General features: G+C 72.2%; 17 protein-coding genes. 9 read left to right on the top strand and 8 right to left on the bottom strand.

The window, feature by feature from the left end:
• The first annotated feature begins 54 nt into the window (after nt 1-54).
• Nucleotides 55-1,107, top strand: coding sequence for a hypothetical protein (locus POL25_RS33910; protein ID WP_272090450.1), 1,053 nt, complete (start codon nt 55-57; stop codon nt 1,105-1,107).
• The gene (locus tag POL25_RS33905; RefSeq protein WP_272090449.1) at nt 1,104-4,298 is read left to right on the top strand and encodes an FG-GAP repeat domain-containing protein; all 3,195 of its coding nucleotides are present in this window, start codon (nt 1,104-1,106) and stop codon (nt 4,296-4,298) included. The genes POL25_RS33910 and POL25_RS33905 overlap by 4 nt, the downstream gene beginning before the upstream one ends.
• A gap of 16 nt (nt 4,299-4,314) precedes the next feature.
• Here POL25_RS33905 and POL25_RS33900 read toward each other — a convergent pair whose 3' ends face one another.
• Nucleotides 4,315-5,463 (bottom strand): CaiB/BaiF CoA transferase family protein, encoded by a 1,149-nt coding sequence (locus tag POL25_RS33900; RefSeq protein ID WP_272090448.1) that lies wholly within the window; start codon nt 5,461-5,463, stop codon nt 4,315-4,317.
• 95 nt (nt 5,464-5,558) lie between these two features.
• Between POL25_RS33900 and POL25_RS33895 the strand changes: the two genes are divergently transcribed.
• The 3 genes from POL25_RS33895 (at nt 5,559) to POL25_RS33885 (ending at nt 7,778) form a co-directional block, all read left to right on the top strand.
• Complete coding sequence (locus tag POL25_RS33895) at nt 5,559-6,551, top strand: alpha/beta hydrolase family protein (protein ID WP_272090447.1); 993 nt, start codon at nt 5,559-5,561, stop codon at nt 6,549-6,551.
• A 116-nt stretch (nt 6,552-6,667) separates the two neighbouring features.
• Nucleotides 6,668-7,327, top strand: a complete 660-nt coding sequence (locus POL25_RS33890; RefSeq protein ID WP_272090446.1) for a YceI family protein — start codon at nt 6,668-6,670, stop codon at nt 7,325-7,327.
• A 79-nt stretch (nt 7,328-7,406) separates the two neighbouring features.
• Nucleotides 7,407-7,778: a hypothetical protein gene (locus POL25_RS33885; RefSeq protein ID WP_272090445.1), complete on the top strand. Its 372-nt coding sequence runs from the start codon at nt 7,407-7,409 to the stop codon at nt 7,776-7,778.
• 75 nt (nt 7,779-7,853) lie between these two features.
• On the opposite strand, the gene POL25_RS33880 is transcribed toward POL25_RS33885, so the two are convergent.
• Nucleotides 7,854-8,744 (bottom strand): YybH family protein, encoded by an 891-nt coding sequence (locus POL25_RS33880; RefSeq protein WP_272090444.1) that lies wholly within the window; start codon nt 8,742-8,744, stop codon nt 7,854-7,856.
• 72 nt (nt 8,745-8,816) lie between these two features.
• Here POL25_RS33880 and POL25_RS33875 point away from each other — a divergent pair, with 72 nt between their 5' ends.
• On the top strand, nt 8,817-9,092 hold the full coding sequence (locus POL25_RS33875; RefSeq protein ID WP_272090443.1) for a hypothetical protein: 276 nt from the start codon (nt 8,817-8,819) through the stop codon (nt 9,090-9,092).
• Nucleotides 9,093-9,113: 21 nt separating this feature from the next.
• On the opposite strand, the gene POL25_RS33870 is transcribed toward POL25_RS33875, so the two are convergent.
• Nucleotides 9,114-9,953 (bottom strand): SirB1 family protein, encoded by an 840-nt coding sequence (locus tag POL25_RS33870; RefSeq protein WP_272090442.1) that lies wholly within the window; start codon nt 9,951-9,953, stop codon nt 9,114-9,116.
• Between the two features lie 165 nt (nt 9,954-10,118).
• On the opposite strand from POL25_RS33870, the gene POL25_RS33865 reads away from it, so the two are divergent.
• Together POL25_RS33865 and POL25_RS33860 are read left to right on the top strand one after the other, a co-directional pair.
• Nucleotides 10,119-10,559: an acyl-CoA thioesterase gene (locus POL25_RS33865; protein ID WP_272090441.1), complete on the top strand. Its 441-nt coding sequence runs from the start codon at nt 10,119-10,121 to the stop codon at nt 10,557-10,559.
• Nucleotides 10,556-11,473 (top strand): alpha/beta hydrolase, encoded by a 918-nt coding sequence (locus POL25_RS33860; RefSeq protein ID WP_272090440.1) that lies wholly within the window; start codon nt 10,556-10,558, stop codon nt 11,471-11,473. Before POL25_RS33865 ends, POL25_RS33860 begins: the two co-directional genes overlap by 4 nt.
• An 84-nt stretch (nt 11,474-11,557) precedes the next feature.
• Here the strand turns inward: POL25_RS33860 and POL25_RS33855 are convergent, their stop codons facing one another.
• The 4 genes from POL25_RS33855 to POL25_RS33840 all read right to left on the bottom strand — a co-directional run bounded on the left by POL25_RS33855 (nt 11,558) and on the right by POL25_RS33840 (nt 15,555).
• The gene (locus POL25_RS33855; protein ID WP_272090439.1) at nt 11,558-12,538 is read right to left on the bottom strand and encodes a hypothetical protein; all 981 of its coding nucleotides are present in this window, start codon (nt 12,536-12,538) and stop codon (nt 11,558-11,560) included.
• A gap of 173 nt (nt 12,539-12,711) precedes the next feature.
• A complete protein-coding gene (locus POL25_RS33850) occupies nt 12,712-13,713 on the bottom strand; it encodes a hypothetical protein (protein ID WP_272090438.1) in 1,002 nt (333 codons plus the stop codon).
• A gap of 571 nt (nt 13,714-14,284) precedes the next feature.
• A complete protein-coding gene (locus tag POL25_RS33845) occupies nt 14,285-14,722 on the bottom strand; it encodes an HNH endonuclease (RefSeq protein WP_272090437.1) in 438 nt (145 codons plus the stop codon).
• Nucleotides 14,719-15,555: an inositol monophosphatase family protein gene (locus POL25_RS33840; RefSeq protein WP_272090436.1), complete on the bottom strand. Its 837-nt coding sequence runs from the start codon at nt 15,553-15,555 to the stop codon at nt 14,719-14,721. The genes POL25_RS33845 and POL25_RS33840 overlap by 4 nt, the downstream gene beginning before the upstream one ends.
• Before the next feature lie 262 nt (nt 15,556-15,817).
• Here POL25_RS33840 and POL25_RS33835 point away from each other — a divergent pair, with 262 nt between their 5' ends.
• Nucleotides 15,818-18,421: a serine/threonine-protein kinase gene (locus POL25_RS33835; protein WP_272090435.1), complete on the top strand. Its 2,604-nt coding sequence runs from the start codon at nt 15,818-15,820 to the stop codon at nt 18,419-18,421.
• Nucleotides 18,422-19,155: 734 nt separating this feature from the next.
• Here POL25_RS33835 and POL25_RS33830 read toward each other — a convergent pair.
• Nucleotides 19,156-19,881 carry a hypothetical protein gene (locus POL25_RS33830; RefSeq protein WP_272090434.1) on the bottom strand — a complete coding sequence of 242 codons (726 nt, stop codon included), beginning with the start codon at nt 19,879-19,881 and terminating at the stop codon, nt 19,156-19,158.
• Nucleotides 19,882-20,041: the final 160 nt, after the last annotated feature.

Genomic DNA, 20,041 nt, shown 5'->3' with positions numbered 1-20,041 from the left:
TCCGCTCGCCCCATTAAAAAAAGATGTCCTTGGGGACACGTGATCTTGGTGGGGATGGTTTGGTGGCTGGTCGGCTGTCTGGAGACGGCGGAGACGCGGGGGCGGCAGGTCGAGGTCGAGGCGGACGCCGGGTTGCAGATGTGCGGCGGCACGCTCGAGCACATGGACCGGTTCGTCGAGTGGTTCGCCGGGGCGAGCGGGCTGCCGCTGCCGGACGAGCCGCGGATCTCCTACCGCTGGATGACGCCGGAGCACTACGCGCGGCGCAACCCGTGTGCGGGCATGCCGGCGTGCGCGCTGGGTCGCACGGTCTACGCCACCGAGATGCCGCATGAGCACGAGCTGGTCCATGCGGTAGCGAGCGACCTCGGGCTGGCGCATCCGTTCTTCGTCGAGGGCCTGGCGATGGCGTTCGAGGGCGGGGCGCGCGATGCCAGGCCGACCGACGATGAGCCGCAGGCCGGCGACGGGGATAAGGCCGCTCCGATGTCGCGGGTGTTGACGGCGCTGCGGGGCCGCTCGCTGTGGCTGCCAGGCGAGTATTATTTTGTCGCCGGGGCGTTCACCCGCTACCTGATCGATCGCTTCGGGCTGGACCTGCACCTCGAGTTCTATCGCCGGACCTGGTACGCCGATTCGTACCGGACCCTGGCGCGCGCGTTTCGTGCGGTGTTCGGGACGACGCTCGAGCAGACCGTCGTCGAGTTCGAGGCCGAGCGGGCGGACTGCTACTATTCGGGGTATCGTTTTAAAACATTCGAGTGCGAGGCGCCCGAGCTGGCGTGGGACGGCGACCGGCTGGCCCGCTCCTTGACGCTCGACTGCGAGGACGACACGGCGATCGGGGCCGCGGGGGTGAATGTGCGGACGCTGCACAGCTTCGAGGTCGCGGCGACGGGGCGCTTCCGCGTCGAGCTGCGCGACAGCGGGGCGGTGCGGGCGACGATCGGGAGCTGTGGCGGGTGCGAGCGGGCCAGCCTGGTGCGGCTGCTCGCCGGCGAGGTGCGGGAGGTCGAGCTCCCGGCGGGCCGCTACTTCTTGCGCGCCGAGACCGAGGCCGCCGCGCCGGTGACGTTCGGGGTGGTGGTGGAGAAGCTCGGGGAATGAGGGCAGTCGCGGCGGTCGTGATGGTGCTGATGGCCGGGTGTGAGCTGGCCGCGGAGCAATGTGCGATCGACCAGGTGTGCGCGACGCCGGGCGAGCGGTTCGGCCTGGGCGGCGGCGAGGGCCCGGCGCAGGTGCACGACCTCGACGGCGACGGGGTGGGCGAGTGGGTGACGGTCAGCCCATCGCTGGGGACGCTGACGATCGCGTGGGGCGGGTCGGGGGCGATGGAGACCTGGCCGATCGGTCAGGCGCCTGCGGGGCTGGCGATCGCCGACTTCGACGGCGACGGGCGGCTCGAGATCGCGGCGCCGCTGGCGGGTGAGGCCGCGGTGGCGCTGCTGCGCGGGGGCGCGGTCGAGAAGGTGCCGGTGGGCCCGCAGCCGGTCGCGGTGGCGGCCGCCGATCTCGACGGGGACGGGCGCGCGGAGCTGATCGTCGCCGACGCCGAGGCGGGCGATCTGCGGGTGCTGCGGGCCGGGGCGATGGGAATGGCGAGCGGAGCGCCGATCGCCGCCGGAGAGCGGCCGACGGCGGTGACGACGGGTGATTTCTCGGGGGACGGGCGGATCGACGTGGTGGTGACGCTGGCGGGCGAGGGGACCGCGAGGCTGTTCTTTGGGACAGGTGATGGCGGGCTGCGGGCCGGCGGCGAGCTGTACGCGGGGGCGAGTCCGCAGCAGGCGCTGGCGGCCGACCTCGACGGCGACGGGGCGCTCGACCTGGCGGTGATCGACGCGCTGCTCGACGAGGTGGCAGTGGTGTTCGGCGACGGGGCGGGCGGGGCGCGCGAGGCCCGGCGCTGGCCGGTGGCGGCGGGCCCTTCGGACATGTCGTTGTGGACAGGTCCGAACGGGCATGAACTTTTGGTCATGTCGAGGTTGCAGCCGGCGCTGACGCGGCTGCCGCTGGCGGCGCCGGAGCGGCGGACCACGACCGACGCGGAGGCGTGGGACGGGCTGGCGGTCGGCGATGTCGACGGCGACGGGCGCGACGAGGTGGTGGTGCGCGACGCGGGCGCGGGGGCGACGGTGCTGCGCGAACGACCGGGGTTCGGGTTCACGCCGTGGTTCTCGACCCGGGCGGCGGGGCTGACGGGGCCGATGGTGGCGCGCGACCTCGACCGCGACGGGTGGACCGATCTGGTGGTCAGCGACGGCGAGCGCGGCGAACTGGTGGTGCTGCGCGGGCAGGAGGGGGGCTTCGCCGCGCCGGTGCGCTCGCCGGGGCCGGACGGGGCGGCCGCGCTGGCGCTGGCCGACCTCGACGGCGATGGGGTCGACGACGTGGTGACGTGGCGCCGCGCGGGGCAGGCGAGCGCCGGCGAGGTGCAGGCGGGCCGGCTGTGGAGCGCGCGCGGGGTCGGTGAACGATTCGCATCGCCGGTCGAGTTCGCGTTCGCGGGCGATCCGCGGCGAGTGGTCGGCTTCGACGCGGACGGCGACGGCCGCAGCGAGCTGCTGGCGCTGCAAGGTGCGTTCGCGGGCGAGGCGGCGGAGGCGACGACGGGGCTTTTGACGCTGGCGCTGACGGGCGAGGCGTTCGCGCTGGTCGACGCTTCGATGTCGCGCGAGTTCGCGGCCAGCGACGATCTGATCGTGGGGGAGTTCTCGGCGGAGTACGCGGGCGACGAGCTGCTGCATGTCGGGCAGGGCAGCGAGGGGCCGCAGATCGTGATCGAGAGCCGCAGCGCGGGCCAGCGGTGGATCGCGGGGACGCTGCCCGAGGGGCGCACACTGGGGCTGACGCGCGCCGATGTCGACGGCGATGGGCTGGCCGATCTGCTGGTGTGCCGCGACGACGGTTTAATTATAGCGACCGGGCGGGCCTGGAACTTGTTCGCGCCGGCGGTGTGGGTTTCAACATCGCGCTGCGACGGGGCTCTGGTGGAAGAGCTCGACGGCGACGGGCGCGTGGATGTTTTGATGCTGTCGGAGCGGTTCGCGTCGCCACGGGTGACGGTGCAGCTCGGGCATGCGCTGCCGTGGTTGCCGCAGTTGGTGGCAGGTGGGATGACGACGGCGAGCAATCGGCCGCGCGCGCTGGCGGTGGCGGATTTTGACGGTGATGGTGTGCCCGATCTGGCGGCCGCGGGAGAGGACGGGCTGGAAGTGCTGCGCGGGGGGCCGCAGGGGGTGCTGGTGGCCGATCGTTCGCCAGCGCGGCAGACGGGGCAGGCGCAGGCGGTGCAGCTCGGGGACGTCGATGGTGATGGTAGCGACGAGGTGGTGGTGCTCGGTCGTGACGGGGGCGTGGGGACGGGCAGGTTCGATGGGACAGGTTCTTTGGGGCATGTTCGATACGACATGTCCTTTGGGGCATCTGAGAATGCGGCCGGGTTGTTGCTCGATTTCGACGGCGATGGGATCGATGAGCTGCTGACGGCGCAGACCGAGGGGACCGGGCTGTGGCGGGCGCGGGGCGATCGCTGGGTGCCCGTGGCGAAGCGGGGGCTCGAGGTGCGCGCGAGCGGTCCGCTGCGCGCGGGGGACGTCGACGGCGACGGCGACGCGGACCTGGTGTACGTGGAGCCGGCCGGGGTGCTGGTGACGCACCTGGGCGGGCCCGAGGGGCTGAGCGCGGGGCGCAGGGGACCGCTGGTGGCGGCGGGGGCGATGGGGCTCGCGCTCGGCGATGTCGATCGCGACGGGCGGCTCGATGCGCTGCTGCTGTCGTGGGGCGGCGGGGCGCATGTATACGGGGGCGACGGGAGCGGCGGGTTCGCGAGCGCGCCGAAGACGTGGCCGCTGGGCTGGAGCGCGGGGCCGCTGGCGGCCGGCGATGTCGACGGCGACGGTCACGGCGATGTGCTGGCAGCCGCGGGCTACGCCGGCGGGGCGACGCTGCGGGTGTGTCACGGCGGGGCGAGCGGGCCGCGCGGCGATTGCCGGGACCTGCGGCTCGGGCCGGAGGAGGCGCAGATCGGCGGCCTGGCGGTCGAGGACTTCGATGGCGACGGCGTCACGGATGTGCTGGCGGTGTTGGTGGCCGGGACGTCGCGGCGGCTGGTGTTCGCCCGCGGCGGCGCGGACGGGCCGACGCTGCACACGAAGCCGCTGCCGGCAGGCGGGTCGGCGACGATCGCCGACGGGCAGATCCAGCAGGCGCGCCTCGACGACGAGGGGCCGGAGTGGGTCTACGTCGACCGCGAAGGGCTGACGCGCCTCGGGGTGCGGGCGCGGTCGTCCGAGTAATTGATGATATGTCTGTTCAGACAGGTTCTTCGAGCCAGGTCGCGTCGGGGTGCTCGTCGAGGTGGGGCGGGCGGCGGTAGGTTTGGATCGGGGTGCGGGAGAAGACGATCGGGTTTTTGAGGCAGGGGGTGCGCCCGTCGTCCATTGTTTTAAACAGGTCGCGGTGGGTGACTTGTGGGTCGGCGGCGACTTCGGCGAGGTCGCGGATCGGTCCGTGCGGGAACTGCGGGGTCGCGGTGGCGAAGCGTCGCAGCCATTCGTCGCGTGTCTTTTGGGACAGGCGGTGTTCCAGTCGCGCCACCAGTTCGGCCCGGTGAGCGACCCGCGCGGAATTGGTGACGAAGCGTGGGTCGATGGCCCACGCGGGTTCGTCGAGGGCGACGCACAGGCTGGCGAACTGGGGGTCGCTGCCGATCGCCAGCATCAAGGGGCGGTCGGCGGTAGCGAAGCTCTGGTAGGGCACGATCGTGGGGTGGGCGTTGCCGAGGGGGCGTGGGACCTCGCCGGTGCACAGGAAATTCGTGGCGATGTTGGCGAGGCCGGCGACTTGCGCATCGAGCAGCGCGAGGTCGATGTGCTGGCCGAGGCCGCTGCGGCTGCGCTCGAGCAGGGCGGCCAGGATGGCCACCACCGCGTAGAGGCCGGTGCCGAGGTCGGCGACGGCGACGCCGACCTTGGTCGGGTGGTCATGGTCGGGCCCGGTGATGCTCATGAGCCCGCCGAGGCCCTGGATGAGGGCGTCGTAGCCCACACGGCCGGCGTCGGGGCCGGTCTGGCCGAAGCCGGTGATGCTGCAGTAGACCAGGCGCGGGAAGCGAGGCGCCAGGGTCGCGTAGTCGAGGCCGTGGCGGCCGAGGTCGCCGACCTTGAAGTTCTCGAGCAGCACGTCCGCGCCGGCCAGCAGGCCCAGCAATTCCTGACGGTCGATCGCGCGCTTGAAGTCGAGCACCCGCGAGCGCTTGTTGCGGTTGCAGGCCAAATAGTAGGCGGCGCTGCCCTCAAAGTCGGGCGGGCCCCAGCGACGCGTGTCGTCCCCGAGAGGATGTTCGATCTTGATCACATCTGCCCCGAGATCCCCGAGCAGCTGGGCGGCGCTGGGCCCGGCGAGGATCCGCGACAGGTCGAGCACGCGCAGGCCGGCGAGCGGGAGGGCGGCTTTTTCCATGGGTCGGAGGATACTATCGGCGACCCGCACAGGAGGCGAACAGGCATGAATTCAGCCGGGCTGTACTTCGGGACAGGTGACATGGAGGCGCGGCGATGACTCGCATCGTGCGCGCGCTCCATCGGGCGGTGCGGTTGCCGGGGCTGCGAGGGCCGCACGACACGCTGCACGCGCGGGTGTTCTACCCGGGGCGGTTGACCGGCGGGATGGCCGAGCGCGAGCTCGGGGCGGTCGAGGCGGACGCCGACGCGGGGCCGTTTCCGGTCGTGATCTTCCTGCCGGGCGTCAACGTCGGGCCGGAGAGCTACCGGTGGCTGGCGCAGGCGCTGGCCGATCGCGGTTACGTGTTCGTGACGTTCTCGCTGGTCGGCGAGGTGCGGCTCGGCGAGCCAGGAGTGGTCGGGCTCACGCCCGGGTTCGATGGTTCGCGCCTCGGGCCGGAGGGCTTCGGTCACGCGCCGACGTCGACCACGATCGGGCCGCTGCTCGAGGAGCTGGCCAGGTTGCAGTGCGAGGGCATCCTCGCCGGCTTGCTCGATCTCGAGCACGTCGTGCTCGGCGGCCACTCCGCCGGCGGCTGCGCAGCGCTGCAGAACGCGGCCCTGCGCTACTTCAACAACCTCTCGGCCGCGTTCGCGTATGCGGGTCACGCGGGGGCCCTGACGGCGCTCGGCTGGCCGGAGCACTCGCTGCTGCCGCTGCCGGGCGAGGTGCCGCTGCTGCTCCTCGGCGGCGAGCGCGATGGGGTGATCGCGGCCAGCAGTCATCGCTACGGGTCATCGCCGGCGGATGCGTTCGCGTTGATCCGGCGCACCTTCCACGAGGCGCTGCCGGGCGGCCGTGGGGACGCCCACATGTTCCTGCTCGCGGGGGCCAATCACTTCGCGTTCTGCCACCCCGACGATCCGACCACCGGGCGGTCGTTCCTCGATCACCGGGCGACGGCGCCGGGCGAGGCGCTGCGGAACTTCTTCGTCGAGGTGATCTCGACGTTCCTCGACGCATATGTCCGCGAGGACAGCGAGGTCGTGGAGCAGCTCGATCAGCTGTCGGGGCATCCGCTGGTGTTGCAGGCCGGGCGGCGTTGAGTCCGACGTGAGGGCCCACGCGGCGGGCCAATCGGCGGACGATTCATCGCAGTCGCGGGCGGCCCGGCCGCGCGGTTTGCCGGGCGCGGCGGGCTCGTGTTAGGGTCCGCGGCACCATGGCACGCACATCGTTTTATTCGCTGCTGTCGCTCACGCTGGCGGCGTCGCTGAGCGCCGCTTGCTCGTCCGAGATCGACGGCAAGCCCAAGGCGCAGGTCGAGGACGTCAAGAAGACCGAGGCCAAGGCCGAGACCAAGACGGACGCGCCGGCCGCGACCGCGCGCACGCTCAAGCTCGACAAGACCGGCAGCTCGGTCCAGTTCGTCGGTGCCAAGCTGACCGGCGACCACAAGGGCGGCTTCGAGGAGTTCGAGGGCGAGGCCAAGGTGGTCGGCGACAAGATCGAGTCGTTGCGCGTGGTGGTGCAGACCCCCTCGGTCACGTCGGACGCGGCGGACCTCACGGGTCACCTCAAGAGCCCCGATTTCTTCGACGTCGAGAAGTTCCCGACCGCGGTGTTCTCGGCCAACGAGTTCGTGGCCAAGCCCGGCGACAACGGGGCGACCCACGAGCTGGGCGGCGAGCTCGAGCTGCACGGCGAGAAGAAGGCGATCCGCTTCCCGGCCAAGATCACCGTCGACGCCAGCGGCGCGCAGGGTCAGGCCGAGTTCACGATCAACCGCAAGGACTTCAAGATCGAGTACCCCGGCAAGCCGGACGACCTGATCAAGGACGAGGTCCTGCTGAAGCTCGACCTCAAGTTCAAGGCTGGTTGAGCGGGAGAACGGCGTTCATTCGCTGTTCGATCCGATGTCACTATCGGTGCCGTGCGGCCCTGTGGTATCAGGGCCGTGCATGGCCAAGAAACTCGCCCTCGTCGCGCTCCTCCTCAGCATCGCCGCGCTGTTTCTGCCGCTGCGGTCGCTCATGACCATCACCGAGGGCGCCTTCGCCGGCGTCATCCGCAACGTCGCGCTCGGCCTGATGCTCACCGTGCCGTCGATCCTGCCGTCGCTGTTCGGCGTGCTGGTCGGCCGCAGGGGCTTCGCGCGCGGCCTCGGCGTGCTCCACCTGCTGTTCGGGCTGATCGGCGTCGCCCTGTGCGTCTTCGCCACCAGCCGTCCGGTCGGCATCCAGCTCGAGGTCGGCGGGTACATGGCGTTCGCGGCCGCGGTCCTGGTGCTGGTCGCCGGCTTCATCGGCCTGGCCAAGCCCGAGCGTCACTGAGAAATTCGGGGCATGTCCTGAAGGACCGGTGCCTTCGGACATGCCCTGGTGGACATGCCCTGAAGGCCAGGCGCTTCAGGGCTGGTGCTTGGCGTCGTGGTCGTCGAGCACGGCCTTCGGCTGCGGCTCGGTGACGGTCAGGTCGAGGGTGAGCTGCCAGCGGCCTTCGGCGTCGCGCCGCCACAGCCGCAGGTAGCCGCCGAGCTCGGGGGGGTTGCCGGGTTTGACGGTGCGGGTGGCCTCGCCGTAGGCGAAGCCGAGGTCGCCCGCGGCCGACACACCGTCGCCGCGGCGGGTATAGGTGAACACGTCGGTGCGGCCGAGCAGGGCCGTCTGGACCGCGCTGGCGCCGGTGACGGGGAAGCTGCCGGGTGGGTGCCAGCGCAGGTCGGGGGCGGCGGATTTGAGCAGGGCGCGGGCGCCCTCGGCGGCGACGCCGGCGATGAGCGCGTCTTCGACGGCGCGCAGGCTCTTGAGCTCGGCGGCGTGGTCGGCCGAGTTCGCGGACACGCGCGCGGTGATGTACGTGAAGCGGTCGGGCAGGTTGAGCGGGGGCGGGTGCGGGCTGCCGCCGTCGACGACGAGGCGCCAGCGGTCGCCGTCTTTGCGCCACACGCTGACGTAGTGGCCGTGCGTGACCTCGCCGCTGTCGCGCCCGTGGGCCCGGAACGGCCCGGTGGTGTAGCCGAGGTCGCCCGACGCGGCGATCTCGGCGAACGCGGGCTCCCAGGTCAGGTCGAAGTTCGCGGGCTCGGCGAGCGCCTGCGCGGCCGGCTTGGGGCCGGGGCGCAGCAGCACCGCGTCGGTGGCGAGGTTGCGAGTGAAGCCGTCGACCAGGCCGAGCTCGGCGACCTCGCGGCCGAAGCCGCGCTCGGCGCCGACCAGCGGCATGACGTGGGCCTCGGGCAGCTTCTCGGCGCAGGCCGCGAGCGCGAGGGCGAAGACGACGGCGGCGACGCGACGCACGCCGGACTCATAGCACGTAGACCGCCGGCCCGGGGTCGTCGTTGCTGCCTGACACCCCGTCAGGAGATTCGCATGCGCTTCATCGTCCTCGCTTCGCTCGTGCTCTGTTCCACCACCGCCTGGGCCGCGCCCGCCGCCAAGACCGACGCCGACGCCGACGCGGCCGCCCGCAGGGGCCAAAAGGGCGCCACCCAGGCCTACGACTTCGAGAACGACACGGTCAACAGCAACGCCCTCAAGCCCGATCACGAGGGGGTGCGGAGCCAGACGCAGCGCAAGTGGGAGAGCATGATCAAGGTGCGGGTCCACTTCATCCCGCAGATGCTGCAGATGGCCCACGACGTGTGAGCCGGCGAGGTGCCCGCCTGGTCAATTGGCCAGGCGGGCTTTGTTGCGGGCCTCGACCGCGCGGGCAGCGACCAACTGGCGGTCGTCGGCCATCGGCGCGAGGCTGAGGTAATGGTCGAGGTCCAGGGCGGCGGCGCGGTAGGCCCGGCGCTGCAGCTGGCACAGTCCGCGGTCGCGGTACTCCTCGGCGGCGCCGGGGCTGAGCAGGAGGATCCGGTCGCTGGCCGCGAGCGCGCGCTCGAGGTCGCCGCGGCTCAGGTGCACGCTCTTGAGGTTGTTCAGCATGCGCACCAGCAGCTGACGACCGCCGACCGGGCGCAGTTGATTGCGGTCGAACTCGACCCGGCCCTGGGTCTTCTGCCGCAGCATCACCCGGCACTCGTACTCGGTCAGCAGGCGCCCGCCGTGGAACGGGTCGATGAAGAGCTGCGGCAGGTCGAGGTCGACGGCGAGGAAGTGGGCCGGGAAGCCGACCCCGGCGACGCGCAGGCCGACCCGCCGCGCCAGCTCGATCAGCAGCAGCGCCAGCGAGATCGGCAGGCCGCAGCGGCGGTCGAGCACCTGGTGGAAGTAGCTGTTGCGCGGGTCGTAGTAGTCGGACTCGTTGCCGTGGAAGCCGAGCTCGCGGAACACGTAGGCGAGCAGTCGATCGAGCCGCTCGCGCGCGGTGTGCTCGGGCAGCAGGCGCTGGCGCAAGGTCGCCGCGAGGTCGTCGAGGCGGGCCAGGTAGTCCTCGACGGCGACCGGCCCGTCTTCCTCGGCGCCGATCCACAGCGCGGTCTCGCCGAGGTCGAGGGCGTGGTCGGGGGCGCCCGCGAGGCGGGTGAATTGCTGGCGGGCGTGGTGTTGGCGGGCGTCCATCCCGAGGCCTGGCGATCACGATAACTCACAACCAGCGGCGCCGACGGCGGCGGGTCGTGTGAGGGCTGCCGCGCGGACATGTGAACGAGTGTCCGGACACGCCGACAGGCGCCCCGATCGGGCCCGCGCGGGGGCCGGCGTGCGGTATACCGCTCGCGGACGGTCATGCGTTTCCACGAGACGATCCACGGGGTTTATTTCGACGACCTCGACGCGTTCCACATCCTCCACAACGCCCGCTACCTGCTCCTCTTCGAGCACGCGATCGGCTCGTTCTGGCGGCAGCTCGGCTGGGGCGGGGTCCTCGACTTCAACTCGAACCCCGACCAGTACCACCTGGTGCGCGCGAATTCCCTCGACTACCAGCGGCCGGTGATCGGTACCGGCCAGGTGCGGGTGCGCGTGTGGGTCGAGCGGCTCGGGCGGACCAGCCTGACCTTCGGCCTGCGGGTGATGCCGCTCGACGAGGACATCGAGCACGCGACCGGCCGGCGCACGGTGGTCCGCGTCGATCCCGAGAGCAAGCGGCCGGTCCCGTGGACCGACAGCTTCCGCGCCGAGATCGCGCCGTACTGCGCCCACATCGACGCCGAGGCTGGCGCATGAGACATTTCTTGAAATACATGTCCCTGGGGACATGTGCTTTGGGGCTGGTGGTCGCGCTCGGCTGCACGCCGCGGGACTTCGCCCGGCACGAGCTGCTGTGGCCCGACGGGGCGCCGGGGGCCCGCGGGACGGCCAAGGCCGACCGGCCGGAGCTGTTCTATTATTTGCCGGCGCCGGGCAAGGCCAACGGGGCGGCGGCGATCGTGGCGCCCGGGGGCAGCTACGCGCACACCGGCGGGCTGCGGCCGGAGGCGTTCCCGACGGCCCGCTGGCTGAGCGAGCAGGGGTTCGTGGCGGTGGTGCTGCGCTACCGCGTCAGCGGCGACGGCTATCACCACCGCGATTTCCTGGCCGACGGCCGGCGCGCGGTCCAGCGGGTGCGCGCGCAGGCGGGCGAGCTCGGGGTCGACGCGAGCAAGATCGGCTTCGTCGGCTACTCGGCCGGCGGGCACCTGGCGGGCTTCGTCGCCACCGCGTGCCCGAAGCAGGGCGACGCCGCGGCCCAGGACCCGCTCGAGCAGGTGTCGTGCCGGCCGGACTTCATCGTCATGGTCTATCCGGTGGTGACGCTCGACGATCGCTGGGCCCACCAACGCAGCAAGCGCAGCATGCTCGGCGACGAGCCGGCGACGCCGGAGCGGGTGCAGGAGCTGTCGCTCGAGCAGCGCGTCACGGCCGACGCGCCGCCGGCGATGCTGGTCCACTCGCGCCACGACACCAAGGTGGTGTTCCACAACAGCGAGCTCTACGACGAGGCGGCGCGGGCGCGCGGGGCCTCGTCGCGGCTGCAGCTGTACGACGACGGGCGCCACGGGGTCGGCCTGGCCCAGCGGCCCGGGATGCCGCAGATGGGCACGTGGCCGGCGACGATGCTGGCGTGGCTGCGCGAGCTCGGGGTGGTCCCGGCGAATTAGAGGACATGTCCGCCCGGGCATGCTCGAAAGGGCATGTCTGGAGGGGCATGTCCTTGGGGACATCCGAATGGAGGCCCGGCCGGGTCAGTCGGCGAGCGCGAGCGCGGGGCCCGGTGGGTCGTCGAGCAGCTGGCGCAGCGGGACGGCGGTGCTGTAGCGGTGGCGGCGGACGTGGGCGCCGGCGCAGGTGAGCACGGCGTCCCAGCGGCGGGCCCACAGGTCGGCGTCGATGCCGTCGCGCACGCTCTGGACCAGGGCGATCTCGAGGCCGGAGATGCCCTTCGGCAGCCATGATGCTTCGGGACAGGTCCCGGAGGACCGGTAGGCGCGCTCGAACTTGTCGAGCTGCTTGCGCTCGCCGGCCTGGCTGGCCTCGAGGTCCGACATGACGACGACGACCGTGCGCTCGGGCTCGCGGCGCACGGGCGGGAGGTCGGCGAGCTTGGTGAAGAAGGCCAGGAGCGAGGTGCCGGGTTTGGGGGTGTAGCCGGCGACCTGGTCGCGCCAGGCGTGGATCCGCAGGGCCCGCTGCTCCTGCAGGCCGGTGCGGCGGGCGTCCTCGCCGGCGTTGAGCTCGCCGACGCGGCGGCCCTGGGCGACCTCGAGCTGCTCGAGGCATTTCTGCTGGAACAGGCTGTCGGGCTTGCAGCCGTCGCACAGCACCGGGGCGGCGGTCCAGCGCTGGCCGACCTCGCCTGGCTCGAAGGGCATGTCGGGGGTGGTCGAGCGGTCGCTGCGGTCGGTGATCAGCAGCACGCCGACGCCCGCTTCGGGGCCGAGGGTGGCGGCGTAGGCGACGGCGGCGTCGAGCTGGGCGTCGGCGAGCTCGCGGTTGCTGCCGCTGCGGTCGACGCCGAACAGGAGGTTGCGGGCCAGGCGCTCGTCGGCGGCGCGGGTCGGGGCGAAGGCGGCGTAGGTCTTGCCGAGGCGGGCGAGGCAGGGCGGGCGCCAGTCGTCGTGGGGCGCCGGCGGCTGCAGGCCGGACTGCCACCAGAGCAGGCCGCCGAGCAGGGCGCCGCCGAGCAGCAGGCCGCCGAGAGCGGCGAGGGGTTGAAGATGGCTCATGGGACAGCTCCGATCGGCGCAGGGTGAGGGGCAGGCTTCAAGACGGGTGCGGAGAGGAATCACAGGACATGGCGAAAGGGACATGTCGGTCCAGGCGCGCCGGTCGGCGCGGAGACATGTCTCATGGGACATGTCGCGGGAGTACTGGCAGGAGATGACCGAAGGGACAGGTCTCAGGAGACGCTGGCGGTCATCTGCAGCGGGGCGTGCGGCGGGTTCGTGGGTTCGTCGGCGGCGCGCATGACCTCGGCCGGGAGCGCGAGGGCCTGGGCGCCGTCGTCGTGGCCGAGGATGGTGGCGATGACGTCGTCGAGGGCCGACCACACGGCGACCACGAGGCCGACGGCGAGCACGAGGGCGACGGCGGGGGCGCCGACGGCGATCGCGGCCAGCCACAGGAGGGCGAGCACGGCGAGGCGCGGGAGGGCGGAGATGAGGCGCAGGACGCCGAGGCGGGCCAGCCAGCCGTCCATGGCGCTGACCAGCAGGCCGCCGGTGTGCGCGGCGACCCACGGGACGGCGAGGCCGAAGCCGATGAAGATGATGTTGCTGACCATGACCGAGGAGCCGACCAGGCCCTGCTCGGCGAGCACGAGCCCGCGCGAGGCGGCCAGGGCGGCGTCGAAGGCCGAGGCGCCGCCGAGCACGAACCACCGCAGGGTGCTGCCGCCGCCGCGGATGGTGTCGAACACGCCGAACCACACCTCGAGCACGGCCTTGAAGGCGGCGACGGCGACGTAGAACGACCACTCGGCGGCCGCGGGCGAGAGCAGGCCGAACAGGTCGAAGCGGTAGGGCGGCTCGGGGAAGACGTCGCGCAGCAGGAGGGTGGTGAGCACGACGTCGAGGGCGGTGAGGCCGAGGCCGGCGACGAGGGCGATGCGCTCGCCCAGGCGCATGGGCGGGGCCTGGGCGTCGCTGGCGGGCTCGCGCGGCCACAGGCGCAGGCTGAGGCGCCACACGGCCTCGCCGGCGCCGACGAGCAGGCCGCGCAGGCTGCGGTGCCAGCCGAGCTGGACGCGCCGCAGGAGAGCGCCGAGCAGGAGGAAGCCGAAGGCGAGCAGGGCGAACACGCCGGCGCCGCGGATGGCCTGGCTGCCGGCGTCAGGCGGGGGCGGCAGCAGGACGGCGAGGCCCAGCACGCTGACGGCGGCGAGGCCGACGGCGAGGGTCAAGGTCCGGGTACGCCGCTGGGCGAGGAGATGGCCGGGGGGACCGGCAGAGCTGGGGGGCATCGAGGTCATGGCAGGGTCCTCCGGCGGCGTGCCGGCGCCCAGGCCTCACGCGCACGTGGTGGCGAGATGTCCGATGGGACATGCTCGAGAAGTCATGGCGCCGCGGCTCATCGCGCGCGGCTCGGGTAGGTCACGCGCGAGGGGGTGGGGGTTATTCCCGCGGGCGAGAGGGGCGGAGGGGCGGAGGCGCGAGCGTCGTTCGGGCCCGAGCATGGGGGCGGAATAAGATGTCCCTTTGGACATGTCGTGGCGCGTCGGCTCGGCCCGAACCGACAGCGGGTCCCTGGCTTGGAATCAAATGTCCTTTTGGACAGGTCGTTGCGCGTCGGCTCGGCTCGTTGCGAGCCGACACCGGAGGCCCTGGGAATCAGATGTCCCTGAGGACAGGGAGCCGGCTCGGCCCATCGCGAACCGGCACATGGGCCCTGGGCTCGCAATAAAAAATGTCCCGGAGGACGGGTCGAGCCGGGCGGCGCCTTCGTTGAGGCCCACGGCGCGCCGCAGGAGCAGTTCAGGGCTCGTCGGCGTCACCGTCGGGCGCGGGGGCCAGCGGGGGCAGGTCGAGCCAGTCGGGCGGCGGGCGCATGCGGGCGGTTCGGCGCTCCTGCAAGGTGGCGATGACCCGCTGCAAGGTGGGGTCTTGCCACGGGCGATCGTCGAGGCGGTGGCCCTTGCCGATGTTGCAGCGGGCGCAGGCGATCGCGAGGTTGACGATCGCGTCGGTGCCCCCGTGCGAGCGCGGGACGATGTGCTCGATGGTGGCGGAGGTCAGCGGCGCGCCGGCCTCGGTGAGGGTGTGGCGGGCGTTGCAGTGGATGCACTTGCCGGTCAGCACGGCCCGACCGTCGCCCGCGACCGCGCGCTCGAAGGTGCTGTCGGTGGCGGCGCACCACAGCAGCAGCCGCTGGGTCCGGCGCGCGCTGCCGCGGCCCGGCTGCTTGGTCTTCATGGCGCCTCGATCTTGGCCGCGCGCAGCTCGTCGAGCAAGATCGGCATCAGGGTCGGGCCGGCGGCGACGACGTCGGCGCAGCCGAGCTGCCACGGGGCGCCGCTCAAACGCCGGATCTGTCCGCCCGCCTCCTGCACCAGCAGCGCGCCGGCGGCGACGTCCCACGGCTGCAGGTGGTACTCCCAGTAGCCGTCGAGCCGGCCGGCGGCGACGTAGGCGAGGTCGAGCGCGGCGCTGCCGGCCCGTCGCACGCAACACACCTGCGGGACCACGCGGCAGAACTCGGCCAGGTTGTCGTCGCGGGTGGTGGCCCGCTGGTACGAGAAGCCGGTGGCGATCAGCGCCTGCTGCAGGCGACCGGCGTGGGTCACCGCGAGGTCCCGACCGGGGCGCGGATTGCGGTCGAGCCGGGCGCCCTGGCCGCGCACGGCGGCGAAGGTCTCGCCGCGGATCGGGTCGTGGATCACGCCGAGCCGCGGGCCGTGAGCGTCGCACAGGGCGATCGAGACGCAGAAGTGAGGGAAGCCGTGGGCGAAGTTGGTGGTGCCGTCGAGCGGGTCGATGACCCACCGCAGCTCGTCGGGGCCGGGCAAGATCGTGTACTTCGGGTCATGTCCCGAGAGACCGGACTCTTCGGCCAGGAACGAATGGTCAGGATGAACGCTGCGCAGGGCCTCGATCACGACCGCCTCGGCGGCGCGGTCGGCGGTGGTGACGAGGTCGATCGGGGAGGATTTGGTCTCGACCTCGAACACGCCCTCGAAGTGGCGGAGGAGCACCGCCCCGGCGGCGTGGGCGGCGGCGGTGGCGAGCGCGAGCTCCGGATCGTGCATGCGGCGTACGTAGCACGCCGGTCGCGATTGCCGACGCAGCGGCCGATGGCGGCGCGGGACCGCGGACGGGAGCGCGCGCGTCGCCGTCATAGCGAGCGGTCGGTGTGGCGGCGTGGGGTGCGCGGACGGAAGGGACCCTGGACCGCAGTGGTGGGGTTTGCGCGTGGTGCGCGACGGGGCGCGTGGCCACGGAGCGGCCGCGCGCTCGGGTGCGAGGCCCATCGCGCTGCCAGGCGCAACCCGGTCTGTTACGCTCGCGCCGGTGGTCAAGCAGTTCGATCCGCTCGACAAGACCCTGCTCGGCGAGGGCATGACCGCGACGCCGATGGCGACCTCGACGGGGCCGCTCGCCGCCTCGGGCGAGCTGTACGCCGGTCGCTACCGGGTCGAGCGGCTGGTCGGTCGCGGTGGGATGGGGGTGGTGTACCGCGCCGTGGATGCCATGGTCGGTGACGTGGTCGCGCTCAAGGTGCTCGACATCGAGATCACGCGCGCCCCGGACCAGCTCGAGTGGTTCCGCCGCGAGGTCAGGTTGGCGCGCCGGATCACCCACCCCAACGTCGCCCGCACCCATGACATGGGCGAGGCCGGCGGGACGCACTTCATCACCATGGAGTTCATCGAGGGCACGACGCTGCAGGACGTGCTGCGCGTGCGCGAGGACGGCGAGCGGCGGCGCCTGGCGCTCGAGCCGGCCCGGACCGCGCGGGTGATGCTGGCGGTGTGCGAGGGGCTGGCGGCGGCCCACGCGGCGGGGGTGGTCCACCGCGACCTGAAGCCGGCCAACATCCTGATCGAGAACACCGGCCGGGTGGTGCTCACCGACTTCGGCATCGCCCGCGCGCTGACCGACGAGGGCGGGCGCACGCAGGGGCTGGTCGGGACGCCGCTCTACATGTCGCCCGAGCAGGTCTCGGGCAAGCCGGTCGACACCCGCACCGATGTCTACGCGGTCGGCCTGATGCTGTTCGAGATGCTGACGGGGACGCTGCCGTTCGCCGGCGAGGCGCGGGCGTCGGGGCCGGTGTCGCCGCTGACGGTCGCGCTGGCCCGGCTGACCCAGCCGCCGCCCGACCCGCGGACGATCCGCGAGGACGTGCCGCCGCTGCTCGGCGAACTGGTGCTTCAGTGCATGGCCCAGGAGCCAGATGAGCGGCCAGCCGGGGCGGTCCAGGTGGCCGAGCGGCTACGGGCGTGGCTGATCAGCGTGGGCGAGTCGGCGGCGCCGCAAGCCGGGGCGCCGCTGCTGGCGGCGATGGCCGCGGCGGTCCACCGCGAGGCGACGACGATCGTGTCGACCGGCGGAGCGCTGACGCCGAGCGCGATCACGGCCGCGGCCCCTTCGACGCTGGCGAGCGGGCGCCTCAACGCGACGGCGGGTGGGTCGGTGGCCGGCGCGACGGGGATCGGTCGCTCGTCGATGATGCCGACGGCGGCGATGCGCTCGCTGGCGCCGGTGCCGTCGGCCGATCGCGCGCTGGCGGTGCTGCCGTTCCGATACCAAGGTCCGCCCGACCAGAGCTACCTGGGCGACGCGCTGAGCGATGAGCTCATCGACGTGCTGTCGCGGACCCGCGGGCTGCGGGTGCTCGGCAGCGGGGCGACGGCGCAGTACCGCGACAACCGCGATCCGCGGGCGATCGGCACGAACCTCGGGGTCGACGCGGTGGTCGACGCGACGGTGCAGTGCTCACCGTCGCAGATCCGGGTGCTGGCGCGCCTGGTGGAGGTGGCGACGGGGACGCAGCTGTGGAGCGACCGGTTCGAGAGCCGCATCGAAGACGTGTTCGAGATGCAGGACCGAATGAGCAAGCGGATCGCGGAGGCGCTCCGCGTCGAGCTCAATACGGTGGCAGCCCGCGGCGACGCGCCAGCCGAGGCGGTGGCGCTGTACCTGCGGGCGCGGCGGAAGATCACGAGCCTGCACATCCTCGGCGAAGACGGGGCGATCGAGCTGCTCGAGGGGTGCATGCAGCTGGCGCCGGAGTTCCGCCCGGCGCTGGCGAGCTACGCGGTGGCGTGCATGCGAGCGTGGTTCCTGCCGGCGTTCTCGGAGGCGCCGGCGGACCGCGATTGGGCGGCGGAGGCCCGCAGGGCGCTGGCCAGGGCGCTGGCGGACGCGGCCGATCTGGCCGAGACGCACCTGGCGAAGGCGATGCTGGCGGTGCAAACCGGGGAGTGGCGCGACGCGGTGCAGGCGCTGGTGAAGGCGCTGGAGATCGCACCGACGTACGCGCACGCGCACCAGTATCTGGCGCAGCTGCAGTGCGAGGCCGGGAACACGCGCGAAGGAGTGTCCCGCGCCCGCCTGGCAGTGGACCTCGAGCCGCGGCTGTTCGTGGGGCTGTTCGACGTGGCGCGGGTGCACGCGCTGCGCGGGGAGCTGGGTGAGTACGAGGAGATCCTCCGCAGCATCGAGGCCGACGCGCGCTACCGCAACCCGACGACGCAGATCCGGCTGCGCGTGGCAGGCTGGTACGGGGACATGGATCGAGTCCGCGATGTGATCGATTCGATCCGCGACGAGGTGATGGTGGGCTTCGCGAAGTTCTCGGTCGGCTACGCGCGCGGGCTGCTGGGCGAGTCGACGAAGGAAGAGCTCGACGCGTACGTGCTCAGCATCGTGGCCGACGGGGTGAGCCCGCGGCTGCACACGCTGATCTGCCAGCTGGTGGTGGAGGTGTACTGCGCGCGGGGGTTCTACGAGGACGCGCTGGTGTACTTCCAGAAGGCGGCGGATTCGGTGCTGATCGATGTGGAGTGGGTGGAGCGCTGCCCTTCGCTGAAGCCGCTGGCGAGCTTGCCGGGGTTCGGGGAGGCGCGGCGGAAGGTGCGGGCGCGGGTGCAGTCGATGTGGAGCGTTTGAATCTGTCCTTGGGGACATGTCCTTGGGGAGTGGGGGCGGGGGCTTCGCGAATTGCCGACTGCGTCTCGCAGGGGGTCCGGGGAAGGGTCGACCGACAGTTCAGCGTCGGGATGAACGCTCGTTCCTCGCGCTCATCCTGCCTCGTATTGTCGGTCGACCCTTCCCCGGACCCCCGGCACGGCTGCAGCCGTGAGAGGCCGACGCGCCGCGCTCGGCTCCGATGCAGTCATCGTTGAAGGCAACCGACCGGGGGGCGGCTGTTCGACGGCCAGGGCTGGCCGCCGAACAACCGCCATCTGGCGTGCTTTCGGCGCGTCCTCCTGCGCGCGGGGAGCGGGCTGCGCGGGGGTCTTGGGGCTGCGTTCTTCGGCGATTATGGAGCGGTGCTCGAGCTGAGCAGGTTCGCCGCGCGGAGGGAGCGGGCTGCACGGGGGCCCTAGGGCTACGTGCGTCGGCGTTTACGGACGGGCGCTCTTGCTGCGCAGGTTCGCCGTATGGGGGAGCGGGGCTACATTCGTCGGCGCTTACGGACGGGCGCTCTTGCTGCGCAGGTTCGCCGAACGGTGTGAACGGGCGATGGATGGTGGGTGAGCTGCGCGCTTCGAAATGGACGCGGGTCGAGGTACCAACATGTCCTATGAGACATGTGATGTGAGTGGAGGATCTGGCTTCGCACTCGCGGGGTTTGAATACGAAGTGATGGCTCGGTGGAGCACGCCAGCGGCGAAAGGGGGTCAGTTGCCGGCTTCGCACTCGTCGGGGCCGAAGGCGAAGCAGGCGCCGAAGCTGCCGCGGCTGTTGCAGTGCTTGACGCAGACGGCTCCCTCGCCGCACACGTCGCCGCCCCAGCCGAGGCAGGTGCCGCCGCCGTCGCGGGAGATGCAGCGGCGGGCGCAGGTGGCGGAGGGGCCGCAGACGTCCTGGCCCCACATGGTGCAGTCGCCGTGGATCGATCGGGTGAGGCAGCGCGGGGTGCAGGCCATGCTGGGGCCGCAAGCGTCGGGGCCGTAGGCCATGCAGGTGCCGTTCTGGGCCCGCTGAGCGCAGTGCTTGGCGCACTTGTAGCGGGTGCCGCAGGCGTCACGGTCGTAGGCGAGGCAGGTGCCGTCGGTGCTGCGCTCCTTGCACCGCACGGAGCAGGCGAAGGACTCGCCGCAGGCGTCCGCGCCCCAGGTGTGGCAGTCGCCGTAGGTGCTGCGCACGGCGCAGTCCTTGGCGCATACGGCGTCGGCGGCGCAGAAATCCTGGCCGTAGGTGACGCACTCGCCCTGGACGTCGCGGCCCTCGCAGGCGAACACGCAACGCAGCTGATCGGCGACGCAGGAGCCGCGGGCGCAGGTGAAACCGGTCGGGCAATCGCCGGGCTTCTGGCAGGCGCCGGCGCGCGGCTCGCCCAATGGGGTGAGACCGACGAAGAGGCCGAGGACGAACGCTGCCACCAGAGAGAGGCGAGGGACCACGCGCCCAGCGTAGCAGGCGATACGCCGGGTTCACGCGCGGGGCGATGATGCGCAAGAGCGCAGGCCGGTCGGCCGTGCGCTCCGCGCAGGAAGAGAGGGCCCGTCGATGGGAGCCGCGGTCGCTTGGCCGTCGATGGGAAGGGCCCGCGGGGTGTCGGTT

Source organism: Nannocystis bainbridge (genome assembly GCF_028368995.1).
Lineage (GTDB): Bacteria > Myxococcota_A > Polyangia > Nannocystales > Nannocystaceae > Nannocystis > Nannocystis bainbridge.
The sequence above is the reverse complement of the archived record's forward strand: the minus strand, read 5'-3'. Positions and strand labels throughout refer to the sequence as shown.

Excerpts from the sequence above, each read along its gene's own strand:
- POL25_RS33910 (WP_272090450.1), top strand. The coding sequence starts at position 55 with ATGGTTTGGTGGCTGGTCGGCTGTCTGGAGACGGCGGAGACGCGGGGG.
- POL25_RS33905 (WP_272090449.1), top strand. The coding sequence starts at position 1,104 with ATGAGGGCAGTCGCGGCGGTCGTGATGGTGCTGATGGCCGGGTGTGAG.
- POL25_RS33900 (WP_272090448.1), bottom strand. The coding sequence starts at position 5,463 with ATGGAAAAAGCCGCCCTCCCGCTCGCCGGCCTGCGCGTGCTCGACCTG.
- POL25_RS33895 (WP_272090447.1), top strand. The coding sequence starts at position 5,559 with ATGACTCGCATCGTGCGCGCGCTCCATCGGGCGGTGCGGTTGCCGGGG.
- POL25_RS33890 (WP_272090446.1), top strand. The coding sequence starts at position 6,668 with ATGGCACGCACATCGTTTTATTCGCTGCTGTCGCTCACGCTGGCGGCG.
- POL25_RS33885 (WP_272090445.1), top strand. The coding sequence starts at position 7,407 with ATGGCCAAGAAACTCGCCCTCGTCGCGCTCCTCCTCAGCATCGCCGCG.
- POL25_RS33875 (WP_272090443.1), top strand. The coding sequence starts at position 8,817 with ATGCGCTTCATCGTCCTCGCTTCGCTCGTGCTCTGTTCCACCACCGCC.
- POL25_RS33870 (WP_272090442.1), bottom strand. The coding sequence starts at position 9,953 with ATGGACGCCCGCCAACACCACGCCCGCCAGCAATTCACCCGCCTCGCG.
- POL25_RS33865 (WP_272090441.1), top strand. The coding sequence starts at position 10,119 with ATGCGTTTCCACGAGACGATCCACGGGGTTTATTTCGACGACCTCGAC.
- POL25_RS33860 (WP_272090440.1), top strand. The coding sequence starts at position 10,556 with ATGAGACATTTCTTGAAATACATGTCCCTGGGGACATGTGCTTTGGGG.
- POL25_RS33855 (WP_272090439.1), bottom strand. The coding sequence starts at position 12,538 with ATGAGCCATCTTCAACCCCTCGCCGCTCTCGGCGGCCTGCTGCTCGGC.
- POL25_RS33845 (WP_272090437.1), bottom strand. The coding sequence starts at position 14,722 with ATGAAGACCAAGCAGCCGGGCCGCGGCAGCGCGCGCCGGACCCAGCGG.
- POL25_RS33840 (WP_272090436.1), bottom strand. The coding sequence starts at position 15,555 with ATGCACGATCCGGAGCTCGCGCTCGCCACCGCCGCCGCCCACGCCGCC.